Here is a 15923-nt window from a genome sequence, read left to right on the forward strand (position 1 = left end):
CCCGGGGGAGCGCTCAGTCCTCGACGAGGTGCTTCGCGTAGGCGCTGAGAGTGAGGAACGCAGGGAACTCGGGCCGCAGCGCGACCTCGCGGAACACCTCGGCAGCGTCATCGAAGCGGTCGGCCTCGGAGCGCGGGGTCTCCGCGAGCAGCGCGTCGATCAGGCCTTCGACGTACTCCGCAGTGATGAGCGTGCCGTCCTGGGTGGACTGACCCTGGTGGATCCACTGCCACACCTGGGACCGGCTGATCTCGGCGGTCGCCGCATCCTCCATGAGGTTGTCGATCGCGACGGCGCCGATGCCGCGCAGCCACGCCTCGATGTAGCGGATCGCCACGGAGACGTTGTCGCGCACGCCGTCGGCCGTGATCGGCCGGCCGATGTGCACGTCGAGCAGGTCCTCGGCGCGCACCTGCACGTCGTCGCGCTGCCGGTTGAGCTGGTTCGGGCGATCGCCGAGCACGGCGTCGAACTCGGCCTGCGCCGTGGGGATCAGGTCGGGATGCGCCACCCAGGTCCCGTCGAAGCCGTCGCCGGCCTCGCGCTTCTTGTCGGCGGCGACCTTCTCGATCGCGCGCGCGGTCACCTCGGGGTCGCGCCGGTTGGGGATGAAGGCGCTCATGCCGCCGATCGCGAAGGCACCGCGCTTGTGGCAGGTCTTCACGAGCAGCTCGGTGTAGGCCCGCATGAACGGCACCGTCATGGTGACCTCGCTGCGGTCCGGCAGGACGAACCGCGCGCCGCGTCCGCGGTAGTTCTTGATGATCGAGAAGATGTAGTCCCACCGGCCCGCGTTCAGGCCCGCGCAGTGCTCGCGCAGCTCGAACAGGATCTCCTCCATCTCGAAGGCGGCCGGAAGCGTCTCGATGAGCACGGTCGCGCGGATCGTGCCGCGGGGGATCCCGAAGTACTCCTCGCTGAACGTGAACACGTCGTTCCAGAGCTTGGCCTCCTCGCTCGACTCGATCTTGGCGAGGTAGAAGTACGGGCCGCGGCCCGCCTCGATGAGCGCTTGCGCGTTGTGGAAGAAGTAGAGGCCGAAGTCCACCAGCGAGCCCGACGCGTCCATCCGGCGGCCGGTGCGGTCGGTGAACTCGAGGTGCTTCTCGACGAGATGCCAGCCGCGCGGGCGCATCACGATCGTGGGCGTCTGCTCGGCGGTGACGCGGTACTCCCTGCCGTCCTCGCTCGTGTGGGTCAGGCGGCCGCGGATCGCGTCGCGCAGCGACAGCTGCCCGCCGATCACGTTGCGCCAGGTGGGGCTCGTCGCATCCTCCTGGTCGGCCAGCCACACCTTCGCGCCGGAGTTCAGGGCGTTGATCGTCATCTTCGGATCGGTGGGGCCGGTGATCTCCACGCGGCGGTCCTCCAGGCCGGGCCCGGCGCCTGCGACGCGCCAGTCGGCGTCTTCGCGGATGTGCCGGGTGTCGTCGCGGAAGCGCGGGTCGTGGCCGTTGCCGATCTCGAAGCGGCGGCGCATGCGGTCGGCGAGACGGTCGTGGCGACGTCCGCCGAAGCGGTGGTGGAGCTCCGTGAGGAACGCGACCGCAGCGGGCGTGAGGATCTCCGAGAAGCGCTCGTGCATCGGTCCGGTGATGCGCATCGAGGGCCCCTCGGCGGACGCGACGGTGCCGACGATCCGGATCGGGGCGGTCGGCGACGCCGTGGGAATGGTCATGATCTGTCTCCTCCGTGAGATGTCGGTCGGCCCTTCGAGAGCCTCAGGGGGCTTCGAGAGCCTCAGGGGCCGAGGGGCTGTGCCGGGCGGCTTGGAGACCACTCTGCGTGAAGTTCGCGCGGCCGACTGTCGGATCTTGCTGAGAAGTTTGAAGAGATTTCTGTTTTCATGACAGAATCGGCCGCATGGTCACCGCAGACACGGCAGAAGAGGTCGACGCGCTCACGATCGGGCGGCGCATCAGGCAGCTCCGCACCGCCCGGGGGATGACCCTCGAGCAGCTCGCGACCGAGATCGACCGTGCGCCTAGCCAGGTGTCGATGATCGAGACGGGCAAGCGCGAGCCCAAGCTCACCCAGTTGCAGGCGATCGCCCGGGCGCTGGACACGACGATCGACCAGATCCTGGCCGAGGCCCCGCTCGACGAGAGAAGCGGCATGGAGATCGCCGTGGAGCGGGCGATGAAGGGGCAGACGTTCCAGGCGCTCGGCATCGCGCCGTTCCGGATCGCGAAGACGGTGCCCGACGAGGCGCTCAAGGCCCTGCTCGCCCTGCACGGCGAGATCGAGCGGCTGCGCGACGAGCGCGCCGCCACCCCGGAGGAGGCCCGGCGCGCGAACCTCGAGCTGCGTCACCTCATGCGCAGCCAGGACAACCACTTCGCGGATCTGGAGCGCAAGGCCGCCGAGATCCTCGCCGCCGTGCGCCACCCCGGAGGCCCGCTGACGCAGCGCACCGCGAGCGACATCGCCGCGCACCTCGGGTTCACGCTGCACTATGCGCCCGACCTGCCGCAGTCCACGCGCAGCGTCGCCGACCTCGCGCACGGCCGGCTGTACCTCTCCAGCCGCGTGCCGGGCAAGGGCGATGCCCGCACGGCGGTGCTGCAGGCGCTGTCGAGCCGGATCCTGGGCCATTCCGAGCCGCGCAGCTACGCCGAGTTCCTGCGCCAGCGAGTCGAGACCAACTACCTCACGGGTGCACTGCTCATGCCGGAGGAGCACCTCGTGCCGGTGCTGAAGGACGCCAAGCAGCGCCGGGCCATCTCCATCGAGGATCTGCGCGACGCGTACTCGGTGTCCTACGAGACCGCGGCGCACCGCTTCACGAACCTCGCCACCCGGCACCTGGACATCCCGGTGCACTTCCTGAAGGTGCATGAGTCGGGCACGATCACGAAGGCGTACGAGAACGACGACGTGAACTTCCCGACCGATCGGCTCGGGTCCATCGAGGGGCAGATGTGCTGCCGCAAGTGGACCAGCCGCGTCGTGTTCGACGAGGAGGACCGGTTCAACCCGTACTACCAGTACACGGACACCGGCAACGGCACGTATTGGTGCACGGCGCGCGTGGAGCCGTCGAGCGAGGGGCTGCACTCGGTGAGCGTGGGCGTGCGCTTCGACGACACCAAGTGGTTCATCGGGCGGGACACCCCCAACCGCGGCGTCTCGAAGCACTCCGTCGAGGTGTGCTGCCGGCGGGCGCCGGCGGATCTCGAGGCGCGGTGGCGCGAGCAGTCGTGGCCGAACGTGCGCACCCCGCGCACCCTGCTCGCCACGCTGCCGACGGGGGCGTTCCCCGGCGTCGACACGACCGACGTGTACGAGTTCCTCGAGGCGCACGCGCCGGACTGATCCGCCGTTGCGGCGGGGTGCTCAGACGGCGCCCCAGCGCAGGCGCGCCGAGGCCTCGTCGAGCTCGCGGCGCACCGGTTCCGCATCCGTGATCGGGAACAGGGCGACCAGAAGCGGCGCGTAGCCCGGAGCCGGGGCGACCGCGTAGGCGAGCGCCCGCGCGCCGCCGCGCGCGGGCCCGAGCACGGTGCGCGTGGCACGGCCGTCCACGAGGGCGTACCAGGAGAACTCGCCGCCGGAGGCGAGCAGCACCGACGCTGCGTCCGTGGCGCGGGCGAGCAGCGTGCCGGAGTCGCCGTCGGGCGCGAAACGGGCATCGTCGAGGCCCAGCGCCCGCGCCAGTGCGGGGGAGTGCCCTGGCTCCGCGGTCGTGCCGTGGGCCGCGGCGGCGAGCGGAACGCCGTACGTGCGGAGGAGTCCGGCGTTGCCCACGGGCCACGCCGCCTCCAGTCCGGCGCGGGAGTGCAGCGCCTCGAAGACGGCTCGGCGCAGGAGCGGCTCGCCCGCATCGTCGGAGGGGGCCGCGGCGCGTCCCCACCGCGCGAAGAGCCCGGCGTCGCGGTCCGCGTCGATCGCGGAGGCCAGGAGCTCGGACGACGCGAGCGCCCGCTCGGCCGCACCCGGAGCCGCGGCCGCGGTCACGACGCGCTCCAGATCCTCGCTCCAGCCCATGTCGCCACCCTACGTCAGGCGGTGCGATGCGGGCAGGTGCGATGCGGGCAGGCGGCGCGGCGCCTCGATCAGCGGGCGGTGTCCCGCCGGACGACCAGCGCGTCCACGAGTGTCGCGAGACCGAACTCGAAGGCCTCGTCCACGTCGCCGCCGAGCTGGAAGGCCCCGGCCTGCTCCATGGTGCAGAACCCGTGCGCCCAGGCGGTCAGGGTCCGCGCGGCCGGGAGCGGATCCCCCGGCGCCGCCTTCCGCACCGCGCCCAGGAGCGTCGCGGTCAGCGCCGCCATGCCCTCGGATGGGGGCTGGGCGCTCAGGTCGGCCCCGGCGAACAGCAGCGACGCGGCGCGCGGGGAGCGTGCGCTGAACGCGCGGAAGGCGCGGGCGATCGCGCGGAGTCCGGTCGCCGGATCCTCGTCGGATCCGGAGAGCGCGGCGATGTCCTCGCCCAGCTCCCGTGCCGCATCGTCGGCGATCAGGCGCAACAGGTCGTGCCGGTGCGCGACGTGCTTGTACAGGCTGGGGGCGCGCACGCCCACGACGGCGGCCACGGCGCTGATCGTGACGGCGTCGATCCCCTCGCGCTCGGCGATCGCGCGGGCGGCGTCGGTGAGGGCGGCGCGGGTGACGCGCTGCGGTGCGGGCATCGTGTCCTCCTCTGCGGCGACGTCCTGCGGGGATCCCGGAACCTCATCATAAGGCTATTGACAGTAGCCATGATAGCTATGTAGCGTAGCCATCATGAACGCAGAACTCCTCCGGATCGGCGACGACATCGTCGCCATGCACGCCGTCGTCACCGACGAGGGCGTCACGCTCATCGACGCAGGGCTTCCGGGCGACCGCCGGATCCTGCAGCAGGCTCTCGCCGCCGCGGGCCGCAGCGTCTCCGACATCCGCGGTGTGGTGCTGACCCACGGCGACAGCGATCACATCGGCGTCGCCGAGTGGCTGCGCTCCGAGCACGGCGTGCCGACGTACGTGCACGAGGCCGACGCGGGCCGCGCCCAGGGGGAGAAGACGCCCTCCGCGTCAGGCGGCGCCATGCGCCTCGGTCCCACGCTGCAGTTCTTCGCCGCCGCTCTGCGCCGTGGCGGCCTGCGTCCGAAGCACCTCGGCGAGGTGCGCACGGTGCGCGACGGCGACGTGCTCGACCTGCCCGGATCCCCGCAGATCATCGGCATGCCGGGGCATTCTGCCGGATCCATCGCGATCCGCGTCCCCGCCGTCGACGCGATCTTCGTCGGCGACGCGATCACCACCCGGCACGTGCTCAACGGCTCGTCCGACGTGCAGGTCGGTCCGTTCAGCGACGACCCCGATGCCACGCCCGGCAGCCTCGAGCGCCTGCGCGCGCTGCCCGAGCGCGAGATCGTCGTCGGTCACGGTCCGATCTTCCACGGCACCGCCGCCGAGATGCTCGCGGTGCTCAAGCGCTGACACCCGACCCGGGGCGCCCCCGGGCGCCGTCTATTTCTGTCGAACCGTGGTTCCTCGGGCTCCAAACCGACGGATTGGCAGAAATAGACGGATGCGGAGGCGCGGTTCAGTCGCCGGCCGTGCGGAGTGTCGCCCACAGCTCGGCGCGCGCGGGGAACGACGTGAGATCCGCATCCAGGATCATCGCCGCCTGAGCGATCCGCGTGCGCAGCGTGTGACGGTGTACGCCCAGGGCGGCCGCGGCCGGCTCCAATCGCGTGTCGTGCTCGAGCCACACCCGCAGCGACCGTTCGAGCTCGGAGCCCTCGTGCGCGTCGTGCTGACGCAGCGGGGCCAGGCGCGACTCCGCGATCAGCCGTGCCTCGTCGGTCGCGAACGCCGCGAGCACGCTCGACTCGGCACTGTCGGCGTAGCGCGCGACCCCGTCGCCCGAACGCCGCAGCGCCGTGAGCGCCTGCGCGTGGGCACGCGAGAACGCGGAGTACTCCTCGGGCGCCGAGACGCCGATGCGCACGTCCGTCCGCGCGGCGAGCTCGTCCAGCACGCCGGCGTCGCCGACGGCGAGGCACATCACGAGCCCGTCCTCCGACTCGGCGAGGAAGGCCGCGGGAGCGTCGGCCGGCTGCCGCTCCCACCATTCCACGACCGCACCCTGGCGCTGACCGGCAGCCACCGCGACCACCACGGGCGCCGGCGGGAGGGCCCCCAGAACGCGGCGCGCGAGGGTCGGGTCATCGGTGAGGAGCGAGGCCAGCAGCTGACGGTGCAGGCGCCGACGGCTGCGCGCGAGCTGCTCGCTCTGCTCGAGCGACAGCCCGGCCATCGCGATGACCGAGGTCACCACGGCGCGGGTCTCCGGATCGAGGGTGCCGCTCGCGATCGCCACGATGCCGCGGAGGTGCCCGGCGCGCCCCACGGTCAGCAGGGTGTGCGCGGCCTCGCCGGCGTCGACGACGCGGTTCGCGGATCCGCCGCGCGCGAGCAGATCCGCGGCGGCCTCGTCGACGACGGGCGAGGATCCGCCCTCCGGATGCTCGTGGACGAGCTGCCCCGCGGCGTCGTACATGCCGACCCAGCAGCCGAGGCGCCGGGAGAGCTCCGTGAGCGTGGACTCCAGGCCGTGCGGGCGCAGGGCCGCGACGGACAGGGCGCGCTGCGTCTCCAGCGCCCAGGTGCGACGCGCGTACGCCTGTGCGGCGATGGCCTCAGCGTGGGCGCGGGCGACGGCGAGGAAGGGCGTCCCGTAGGGCACCTCGAACAGGGGCAGGCTCGCCTGCGCGCACGCGTGCGCGAGGTCGGCGGGGATGCCGCTGCGGTGCACCTCGGTACCGAAGCCGAGCGCGACCACCCCGCGGTCCACGAGCCGGTGCACGTAGGCGCGGACGCCCGCCGCGTCGTCGTCGGCGAACTGCGTGCCGGTCGTCAGCAGCGCCAGATCGTCGGTGAGGAACGGGGTGGGATCGGTGAGGTCGGAGTTGTGCACCCAACGCAGCGGGTGATCGAGGGATCCCGCGGGCAGCGCCGACTCGTCGCCGACCAGGCGCAGGTGCAGATCGCGCCGTCCCAGCAGTGTGCGGAGGGTGGGATCCTGGTCCACGGAGTGCTCCTTCCCGGCCGGCAGCGACGTGGCCGTGCCGGCGAAATCATCCACCAGATTGTACGCGCCGGCGAATGCTCCGCGGTGTCGACCTCCGTAGTCTCGACGCCATGAGCACCATCGACGCGCAGGCTGACACCCTTCCCCTCGGCGGACCCTCCCTTCCCCAGGAGCGTCGCCTCGTCACCGAGCTCCCCGGCCCCCGTTCGGCGGAGATCCTCGCCCGCAAGGCCACCGCGGTCCCCGCCGGAGTCGGTCACACGGTGCCGGTCGCGGCCGTCGCCGCGGGCGGCGGCGTGGTCGTCGACGCCGACGGCAACTCGCTCATCGACCTCGGGTCCGGCATCGCCGTGACCACCGTGGGCAGCGCGCACCCGAAGGTCGCCGCGGCCATCGCCGCGCAGGCCGCGCAGTTCACCCACACCTGCTTCATGATCTCCCCGTACGAGTCGTACGTGGAGGTCGCCGAGGCGCTCAACCGCCTCACCCCCGGCGACTTCGCCAAGAAGAGCGCGCTGTTCAACTCCGGCGCCGAGGCCGTCGAGAACGCGATCAAGATCGCCCGCAAGCACACCGGTCGCCAGGCGGTCGTGGCCTTCGACCACGGCTACCACGGCCGCACCAACCTCACCATGGCGCTCACCGCGAAGGCGATGCCCTACAAGAGCGGCTTCGGCCCGTTCGCCCCCGAGGTGTACCGCGCGCAGGCCTCGTACCCCTTCCGCGACGGGCTCTCCGGCGCTGAGGCGGCGGCCCGCACGATCCTGCAGCTCGAGAAGCAGATCGGTGCCGACAACCTGGCCGCCGTGATCATCGAGCCGATCCAGGGCGAGGGCGGCTTCATCGTCCCGGCCGACGGATACCTCCCCGCGATCGTGGAGTGGTGCCGCGCAAACGGCGTCGTGTTCATCGCCGACGAGGTGCAGACGGGCTTCGGTCGCACCGGTGCGATGTTCGCGAGCGAGATCTTCGGCATCGAGCCCGACCTCATCACGACCGCGAAGGGCATCGCCGGCGGCATGCCGCTCGCGGCCGTGACCGGCCGCGCCGAGATCATGGACGCCTCGCACTCGGGCGGCCTCGGCGGCACCTACGGCGGCAACCCGGTGGCGTGTGCCGCGGCGCTCGCCGCGATCGACGCCTACGAGACCGAGGGTCTGCTGGAGCGCGCGGTCGAGATCGGCGCTCTGCTCAAGGACCGCCTCACCGCGATCCAGGCCGGCGACCCGCGCCTCGGCGACATCCGCGGACACGGTGCGATGATCGCCGCCGAGTTCGTCGACCCGGCCACCGGCGCCCCGGACGCGGCGCTCACCGCCGCGGTCGCCAAGGCCGCGATCGCGCAGGGCGTCATCGTCCTCACCTGCGGCACGTTCGGCAACGTGATCCGCTTCCTGCCCCCGCTGACGATCGGCGACGCCCTCCTGAACGAGGGTCTTGACGTCATCGCCGCCGCGCTCGCGGCCCACTGAGACGTCCGGGCGCGATCGGGATCGGGGGATGCTGGATCGCGCCCGGCAACTTTCCAACAAAACCGCAGGGAGACCTGCACTGCGCACCGCCCCGGTGCGAGACCGATGAAGGAGTCGAAATTGGCCGATATCACCCGTGACGTGCTCATCGTGGGAGCGGGCGCCGCAGGCACCACCGCCGCGAACGAACTGCGCAAGGCGGGTCTGTCGGTCGTGGTGCTGGAGGCCCGTGACCGGGTCGGCGGCCGGCTCTGGACCGACGTCATCGACGGCGCGATGCTCGAGATCGGCGGCCAGTGGGTGTCGCCCGACCAGGACGCGCTGATCGAGACGATCGACGAGCTCGGGCTGGAGACCTTCAGCCGCTACCGCGAGGGCGACAGCGTCTACGTCGGCCCCGACGGCACGCTGCACCGCTTCACGGGCGAGATGTTCCCCGTCTCGGCCGAGACCGAGAAGGTCATCGCCGAGATCACCGAGCGTCTCGACGCGATGGTGGCGGAGATCGACCCCGACCGTCCGTACGCGCACCCGAAGGCCGCCGAGTGGGACTCGATCACCTGGGACGCGTGGCTGCGCCAGCAGACCGACGACGACGAGGCCGTGCGCAACCTCGCATTCGCGACCGGATCCGCGATGCTCACCAAGCCGACGCACGCGTTCTCCCTGCTGCAGTCGCTGCTCATGGCCGCGTCCGCCGGCTCCTACTCGCACCTCGTCGACGCCGACTTCATCCTGGACAAGCGCGTGGTCGGCGGTCTGCAGCAGGTTCCGCTGCTGCTCGCCGAGCGCCTCGGCGACGACGTGCTGCTGAACCAGCCCGTGCGCACCCTGGAGTGGGACGACCCCTCGACAGGCTCTGGGGCCGGCGTCACCGCCACCACCGACTCGCTCACCGTCCGCGCCCGCTACGCGATCCTCGCGCACGCCCCCGTGCTGTACGACCGGATCTCGTTCGTGCCGTCGCTGCCGCGCCGTCAGCACCAGATGCACCAGCACCTCTCCATGGGCTTCGTGATCAAGGTGCACGCCGTCTACGACCGCCCGTTCTGGCGCGAGCAGGGCCTGTCCGGCACCGCGTTCAGCCCGTACGAGCTCTCCCACGAGGCGTACGACAACACCAACCACGGCGACGAGCGCGGCACCCTGGTCGGCTTCGTCAGCGACCAGAACGCCGACGACGTGTTCGAGCTCAGCGCCGAGGAGCGCAAGGAGCGGATCCTCGAGTCGCTCTCGCACTATTACGGTCCCGAGGCGAAGAACCCGGTCGTCTACTACGAGAGCGACTGGGGCACCGAGGAGTGGACGCGCGGCGCCTACGCGGCGAGCTTCGACATGGGCGGTCTGCACCGCTACGGCAAGGACCTGCGCACGCCCGTCGGGCCGATCCACTTCGCGTGCTCCGACCTGGCCGGCGCGGGGTACCAGCACGTCGACGGCGCGATCCGCATGGGTCGCCTCGCCGCCGCGCAGATCCTCGAGGCGGACCGCGGTGACGACACGGCGGCCGACGACGCGCCAGAGCTCGTCGTCGCCGAGGTCTGATGACCACCTCCATCGTCGTCGGCTACACGGCGACGGAGACCGGTTCCGACGCGCTGGCGCTGGGCGTGCGACTCGCCCGCGCCACGCGGCGGCACCTGCACGTGCTCATCGTCCTGCCCGGCCACGGCGACACGTCCGCGGCGGAGCCGGTGCGGGAGAGCCCCATCCAGGGGCAGGCGCGGCAGTGGCTCGACGAGGCGGAGGGGATGATCCCCGCCGACGTCGCGCACACCGCCCACGTGCGCGTGCACGACTCCTTCGCCGAAGGGCTCGTGCTCGCCGGGGAGCAGCTCGATGCGGCTCTGATCGTCGTCGGCGCGGCCAACGGCGCCACCATCGGGCTGCACCGGATGGGCAGCGTCGCACAGGCGCTGCTGCACTCGTCGCCGATCCCCGTGGCCCTGGCGCCCGCGGGTTTCGCGCGCAGTGCCGACGTGCAGGCGCCGACCTCGCGGATCACGGCCGCGATCGGCAACCGCCCGGGAGCCGATGCGCTCCTGGAGGCCGCCGTCGCGCTCTCGGCGGCGACCGGGGCGACGCTGCGGCTCGTCTCGCTGGTCGCGTTCGACGTGCCGCGCGGGTTCGACCCGCAGGCGATCCGGCTGGTGAGCGCGGCGCACGGCGACGATGTGCTCGCCCGCGCGGAGACGGAGCTGCCCCAGGGGGTGCGCGCCGAGCTCGAGCGGGCCCCGGGGGACACGGTCGAGGAGGCCGTGGCCCGGCTGACCTGGCTGCCGGGGGAGCTGATCCTGGTCGGATCCAGCCGGCTCGCGCAGCCTCGGCGGCTGTTCCTCGGCTCGACCGCGGCGAAGATGCTCGACGTCATCCCTGTGCCGATGATCGTCGTACCGCGCACACGCCTGGACGACAGCGCAGACTCTGGGTCCTGACCGGACCCGCACCATCCGATTGCATGAGAATCGAAGCATCTGACAAGGAGGATCGCATGACCGATCTGGAGAAGACCCTGCTGGAGAGCGTCCCGACGGGGCTCTACATCGCCGGCGAGTGGATCGCCGCCGAGGGCGACAAGACCTTCGACGTGCGCGACCCCGCGACCAACGAGGTGGTGCGCACGATCGCCGACGCGTCGCCGGCCGACGGCATCCGTGCCCTCGACGCCGCCGTCGCCGCTCAGGACGCGTGGGCCGCGACCCCGCCGCGCACCCGCAGCGACATTCTCCGCCGCGCGTTCGACCTCGTGCAGGCGCACAAGGAGGACCTGGCGCTGCTCATGACCGTCGAGATGGGCAAGCCGCTGGCCGAGGCCCGCGGCGAGGTCGGCTACGGCGGCGAGTTCCTGCGCTGGTTCAGCGAGGAGGCCGTGCGCATCTCCGGCCGCTACGGCCTGAACCCCGAGGGAACCGGGCACATGGTCGTGTCCCAGCGACCGGTCGGCCCGTCGTTCTTCGTCACTCCATGGAACTTCCCGTTCGCGATGGCGACGCGCAAGATCGCGCCCGCGCTCGCGGCCGGCTGCACCGTGGTCATCAAGCCCCCGGCACTGACGCCGCTCACCACGATCTACTTCGTGAAGCTCCTCGAAGAGGCCGGTCTCCCCGCGGGCGTCGTGAACGTCGTGCAGACCTCGCGCTCGTCCGCGCTGTCGGCGCCGATCATCGCCGACCCGCGTCTGCGCAAGCTGTCCTTCACGGGCTCGACCGAGGTCGGCCGCAAGCTCATCGCCCAGGCGGCGGAGGGCGTGCTGCGCGTGTCGATGGAGCTCGGCGGCAACGCCCCGTTCGTCGTCTTCGAGGACGCGGATCTGGACAAGGCCGTCGAGGGCGCGCTGGCTGCCAAGTTCCGCAACATCGGGCAGGCCTGCACCGCGGCGAACCGCTTCATCGTGCACAAGGACGTCGCCGACGAGTTCGCGCGCCGCATCACCGAGCGCGTGGACGCGATGAAGATCGGCCGCGGCACCGAGGAGGGCGTCACGATCGGCCCGCTGATCGACGACGACGCCGTGGCCAAGGCCGCGGAGCTCGTGGGCGACGCGGTCGAGCGCGGCGCGACGCTGCTCTCGGGCGGCAAGGCCGTCGAGGGCGTCGGATCCTTCTACGAGCCCACCGTGCTCGCGAACGTGCAGGCCGGCAGCGAGATCCTCCGCGAGGAGATCTTCGGCCCGGTGCTGGCGATCGCGACCTTCGCGGACGAGGCGGAGGCGGTGCGCCTCGCCAACGACACCGAGTACGGCCTGGTCTCCTACGTCTTCACGCAGGATCTGGCCCGGGGTCACCGGATGATCGACGCGCTCGAGACGGGCATGATGGGCCTGAACGTGGGCGTCGTGTCCAACGCGGCGGCCCCCTTCGGCGGCGTCAAGCAGTCCGGCGTCGGCCGCGAGGGCGGCTTCGAGGGCATCCACGAGTACCTCTCGACCAAGTACACGCTGATCCCGGTCGACTGAGTTCCCCGGCCGGTCCTCGCTCCACGGCGAGGGCCGGCCCCTTCCCGTCTGTTTGCGTCAAACTGTTGGACGAGGCCTCCGCCTGCAACGGTTCGACGCACACAGACGGGCCACACAACCCACTGAAAGGAACCGGAATGACCGACTACGCCGTCGTCAACCCGGCCACGGGCGAGACCCTGGCCACCTACGAGACCTTCACCGACGCGCAGATCGACGACGCCGTCGCGCGCGCCCACGCGGCCGCCGCGGTCTGGGGTCGCACGCCCGTCGCCGAGCGCGCCGCGGTCGTGCGCCGGATCGCCGAGGGCCACCGCGCCCGCCGCGACGAGTTCGCCGCGATCATCACCCGGGAGATGGGCAAGCCGCTCGCCGCCGCCGCGGGCGAGGTCGACTTCGCCGCCGACATCATCGAGTTCTACGCCGACAACGCGGAGAAGATCACCGCCGACCAGCCGCTGGACATCCTCGGAGACGGCTCGGCGGTCATCCGCAAGGCCCCGCTGGGCGTGCTGTTCGGCATCATGCCGTGGAACTTCCCGGCCTACCAGGTCGCGCGCTTCGCAGGCCCGAACCTGGCGATCGGCAACACGATCATCCTCAAGCACGCGCCGCAGTGCCCCGAGTCCGCGGCGATCCTCGAGGAGATCTACCGCGACGCGGGCCTTCCCGACGGCGCCTACGTGAACGTCTACGCCACCAACGAGCAGTCCGCCGCGATCGTCGCGGACCCGCGCGTGCAGGGCGTCTCGGTCACGGGCTCCGAGCGTGCGGGCGCCGCGGTCGCCGAGATCGCCGGCCGCAACCTGAAGAAGGTCGCTCTGGAGCTCGGCGGATCCGACCCGTTCATCCTGCTCTCCACGGACGACCTGGACGCCACGGTCGAGGCAGCCGTCGCGGCGCGCCTGGACAACAACGGCCAGGCCTGCAACGGCGCCAAGCGGTTCATCGTGGTCGACGGCCTGTACGACGCGTTCGTCGAGAAGGCGGTCGCCGCTCTCGCCGCGGTCACGCCGGCCGACCCGACCCAGGAGGACACCGTCCTCGGCCCGCTCGTGTCCGAGGCCGCCGCGGTCAACCTGCAGAAGCAGGTCGACACCGCGGTCGCTCAGGGGGCGACGCTGCTGACCGGAGGCACGCGCGAGGGGGCGTTCTACGCGCCGACGCTGCTCGCCGACGTGACGCCGGAGATGGACGTGTACCGCGAGGAGCTGTTCGGCCCGGCTGCGGTGGTCTACCGCGTGGCGGACGAGGATGCGGCCGTCGCCCTCGCCAACGACACCTCCTTCGGGCTCGGCTCCTACGTCTACACCACGGACGAGGCGCAGGCCGAGCGTGTGGCGAACGGCATCGATGCGGGCATGGTCTACGTCAACGTCGTGCTCGCCGACAGCCCGGAGCTGCCCTTCGGCGGCGTGAAGCGCAGCGGCACCTCGCGCGAGCTCGGTCTGCTGGCCGCGGACGAGTTCGTGAACAAGAAGCTCATCCGCGTGGCCTGATTCCGGCGACTCGGATCCCGTCCCGCCGCACTCAGCGGGAAGGAAGGGCCGGACGACGTGACCGACGTCGTCCGGCCCTTCGTCGTGTCCCGCCCGGAGTGTGCGCACACCTCGAAGAGAGCATCAGGAGACGGTTCGAGAACCGGGGATCGGATCCCTCCGGCCCTCGCCCACGCCTGCGGGCGTAGCCTCGAGATGCCCTGTTCGCTTTCACGAGAGGCATCCATGACCACCGTCGCCGAGAACATCGTCAGCTCCCTCCACGCGAACGGGGTGAAGCGCGTGTACGGGATCCCGGGGGACTCCCTGAACGGCTTCACCGACGCGCTCCGCAAGGACGGCACGATCCGCTGGGTGCACGTGCGCCACGAGGAGACCGCCGCCTTCGCCGCCGCGGCGGAGGCCGCGCTCACCGGCGACCTCGCCGTCGTCGCCGGATCCTGCGGGCCGGGCAACCTGCACCTGATCAACGGCCTCTACGACGCGAACCGCTCGCGCGTGCCGGTGCTCGCGATCGCGGCGCACATCCCGACCAGCGAGATCGGCACCCAGTACTTCCAGGAGACGCACCCGCAGGAGCTGTTCCGCGAGTGCAGCGTGTACGTCGAGTACGTCTCGGATCCGGTGCAGATGCCGCGGCTGCTGCAGGTCGCGATGCGCCAGGCGATCGCCCGGCGCGGCGTCGCGGTGCTGGTGATCCCCGGCGATATCGCCCTGGCGGAGGCGGTGGACGACCGCGTCGCCGTGATCGAGCGCAGCCGCCCGATCGTCGTGCCCGCCCCGGACGAGCTGGAGCGGGCGGCCACCCTGCTGAACGCGGCGTCGAAGGTGACGATCCTCGCCGGCGCGGGCGCGGAGGGCGCGCACGACGAGGTCGTGGCGCTCGCCGACCGTCTCGCCGCACCGGTCGTGCACGCGCTGCGCGGCAAGGAGTTCGTCGAGTACGACAACCCGTTCGACGTGGGGATGACGGGACTGCTCGGCTTCGCGTCGGGCTACCGCGCGATGGAGGGCGCGGACGCCCTCCTGATCCTCGGATCCGACTTCCCCTATCCGCAGTTCTATCCGGCGGACGCCACCACGATCCAGGTCGACATCCGCGGCGAGAACCTCGGGCGGCGGCACCCGCTCGATCTGGGCCTGGTCGGCGACGTCGGCGCGACCGCGGCGGCCCTGCTTCCGCGCCTCAAGGGCGATCGTCGACGGGCCCACCTCGACGACGCCACGGCGCACTACCGCAAGACGCGCGCGAAGCTCGACGAGCTGGCGGTGCCGTCGCGGGGCAAGGCGCCCATCCATCCGCAGTACCTGGCGCGGCTGCTGGACGAGGCGGCCGCCGACGACGCCGTGTTCACGGCGGACGTCGGCTCGCCTACGGTCTGGGCGGCCCGCTACCTGCACATGAACGGGAAGCGCCGGCTGATCGGATCCTTCAACCACGGGTCCATGGCGAATGCCCTGCTGCACGGCATCGGCGCGCAGGCGTCCGAACCCGGCCGCCAGGTCGTGGCGCTCGCCGGGGACGGCGGGCTCACGATGATGCTGGGCGAGCTGATCTCCCTCACCCAGAACGACCTGCCGGTCAAGACGATCGTCGTGAACAACTCCTCGCTGAACTTCGTCGAGCTCGAGATGAAGGCCGCCGGCTTCGTGAACTACGGCACCGAGCTGCGCAACCCCGACTTCGCTGCGGTCGCAGAAGCCATGGGCATCTTTGCCCGCCGGGTGGAGCGCAGCGAGGATCTTCCCGCGGCGCTCGCCGAGGTGCTGGCCCACGACGGCCCCGCGCTGCTCGACGTGGTCACCGAGCGGCAGGAGCTGTCGATGCCGCCCGCGGTGAACGCGGAGCAGGTGAAGGGCTTCGCGCTGTACGCGATCCGCACCGTGCTCTCGGGTCGTGGTGACGAGCTGCTCGATCTCGCCAAGGCCAACTGGCGTCAGCTGTTCTGAGCTGATCCGGATCCCGTCCGCCGCCG

General features: G+C 71.6%; 12 protein-coding genes. 8 read left to right on the forward strand and 4 right to left on the reverse strand.

Going from position 1 to position 15923, the window contains the following annotated elements; all coding sequences use genetic code 11:
* Positions 1-13: 13 nt before the first annotated feature.
* Complete coding sequence (aceB, locus tag RL72_RS10265) at positions 14-1678, reverse strand: malate synthase A (protein WP_045250744.1); 1665 nt, start codon at positions 1676-1678, stop codon at positions 14-16.
* A 185-nt stretch (positions 1679-1863) separates the two neighbouring features.
* On the opposite strand from aceB, the gene RL72_RS10270 reads away from it, so the two are divergent.
* Positions 1864-3315, forward strand: a complete 1452-nt coding sequence (locus RL72_RS10270; RefSeq protein ID WP_045250745.1) for a helix-turn-helix transcriptional regulator — start codon at positions 1864-1866, stop codon at positions 3313-3315.
* A 21-nt stretch (positions 3316-3336) separates the two neighbouring features.
* Here the strand turns inward: RL72_RS10270 and RL72_RS10275 are convergent, their stop codons facing one another.
* Positions 3337-3987, reverse strand: coding sequence for a hypothetical protein (locus tag RL72_RS10275; RefSeq protein ID WP_052674315.1), 651 nt, complete (start codon positions 3985-3987; stop codon positions 3337-3339).
* A 68-nt stretch (positions 3988-4055) separates the two neighbouring features.
* Positions 4056-4631: a TetR/AcrR family transcriptional regulator gene (locus RL72_RS10280; protein ID WP_045250746.1), complete on the reverse strand. Its 576-nt coding sequence runs from the start codon at positions 4629-4631 to the stop codon at positions 4056-4058.
* A gap of 94 nt (positions 4632-4725) precedes the next feature.
* On the opposite strand from RL72_RS10280, the gene RL72_RS10285 reads away from it, so the two are divergent.
* Positions 4726-5424, forward strand: a complete 699-nt coding sequence (locus RL72_RS10285) for an MBL fold metallo-hydrolase (RefSeq protein ID WP_045250747.1) — start codon at positions 4726-4728, stop codon at positions 5422-5424.
* A gap of 106 nt (positions 5425-5530) precedes the next feature.
* Here RL72_RS10285 and RL72_RS10290 read toward each other — a convergent pair whose 3' ends face one another.
* Positions 5531-7075, reverse strand: a complete 1545-nt coding sequence (locus tag RL72_RS10290) for a PucR family transcriptional regulator (protein ID WP_248700443.1) — start codon at positions 7073-7075, stop codon at positions 5531-5533.
* 56 nt (positions 7076-7131) lie between these two features.
* Here RL72_RS10290 and gabT point away from each other — a divergent pair, with 56 nt between their 5' ends.
* The 6 genes from gabT (at position 7132) to poxB (ending at position 15897) form a co-directional block, all read left to right on the forward strand.
* Positions 7132-8493: a 4-aminobutyrate--2-oxoglutarate transaminase gene (gene gabT / locus RL72_RS10295; RefSeq protein ID WP_045250799.1), complete on the forward strand. Its 1362-nt coding sequence runs from the start codon at positions 7132-7134 to the stop codon at positions 8491-8493.
* Positions 8494-8613: 120 nt separating this feature from the next.
* Entirely contained in the window at positions 8614-10038 is a 1425-nt protein-coding gene (locus RL72_RS10300) for a flavin monoamine oxidase family protein (protein WP_045250748.1), read from the forward strand.
* A complete protein-coding gene (locus RL72_RS10305; RefSeq protein ID WP_045250749.1) occupies positions 10038-10928 on the forward strand; it encodes a universal stress protein in 891 nt (296 codons plus the stop codon). Before RL72_RS10300 ends, RL72_RS10305 begins: the two co-directional genes overlap by 1 nt.
* A 56-nt stretch (positions 10929-10984) precedes the next feature.
* Positions 10985-12448, forward strand: a complete 1464-nt coding sequence (locus RL72_RS10310; RefSeq protein ID WP_045250750.1) for an NAD-dependent succinate-semialdehyde dehydrogenase — start codon at positions 10985-10987, stop codon at positions 12446-12448.
* Positions 12449-12585: 137 nt separating this feature from the next.
* Positions 12586-13947, forward strand: coding sequence for an NAD-dependent succinate-semialdehyde dehydrogenase (locus RL72_RS10315; RefSeq protein WP_045250751.1), 1362 nt, complete (start codon positions 12586-12588; stop codon positions 13945-13947).
* 225 nt (positions 13948-14172) lie between these two features.
* Positions 14173-15897: a ubiquinone-dependent pyruvate dehydrogenase gene (gene poxB / locus RL72_RS10320; protein WP_045250752.1), complete on the forward strand. Its 1725-nt coding sequence runs from the start codon at positions 14173-14175 to the stop codon at positions 15895-15897.
* Positions 15898-15923: the final 26 nt, after the last annotated feature.

Source organism: Microbacterium azadirachtae (genome assembly GCF_000956545.1).
GTDB lineage: Bacteria > Actinomycetota > Actinomycetes > Actinomycetales > Microbacteriaceae > Microbacterium > Microbacterium azadirachtae.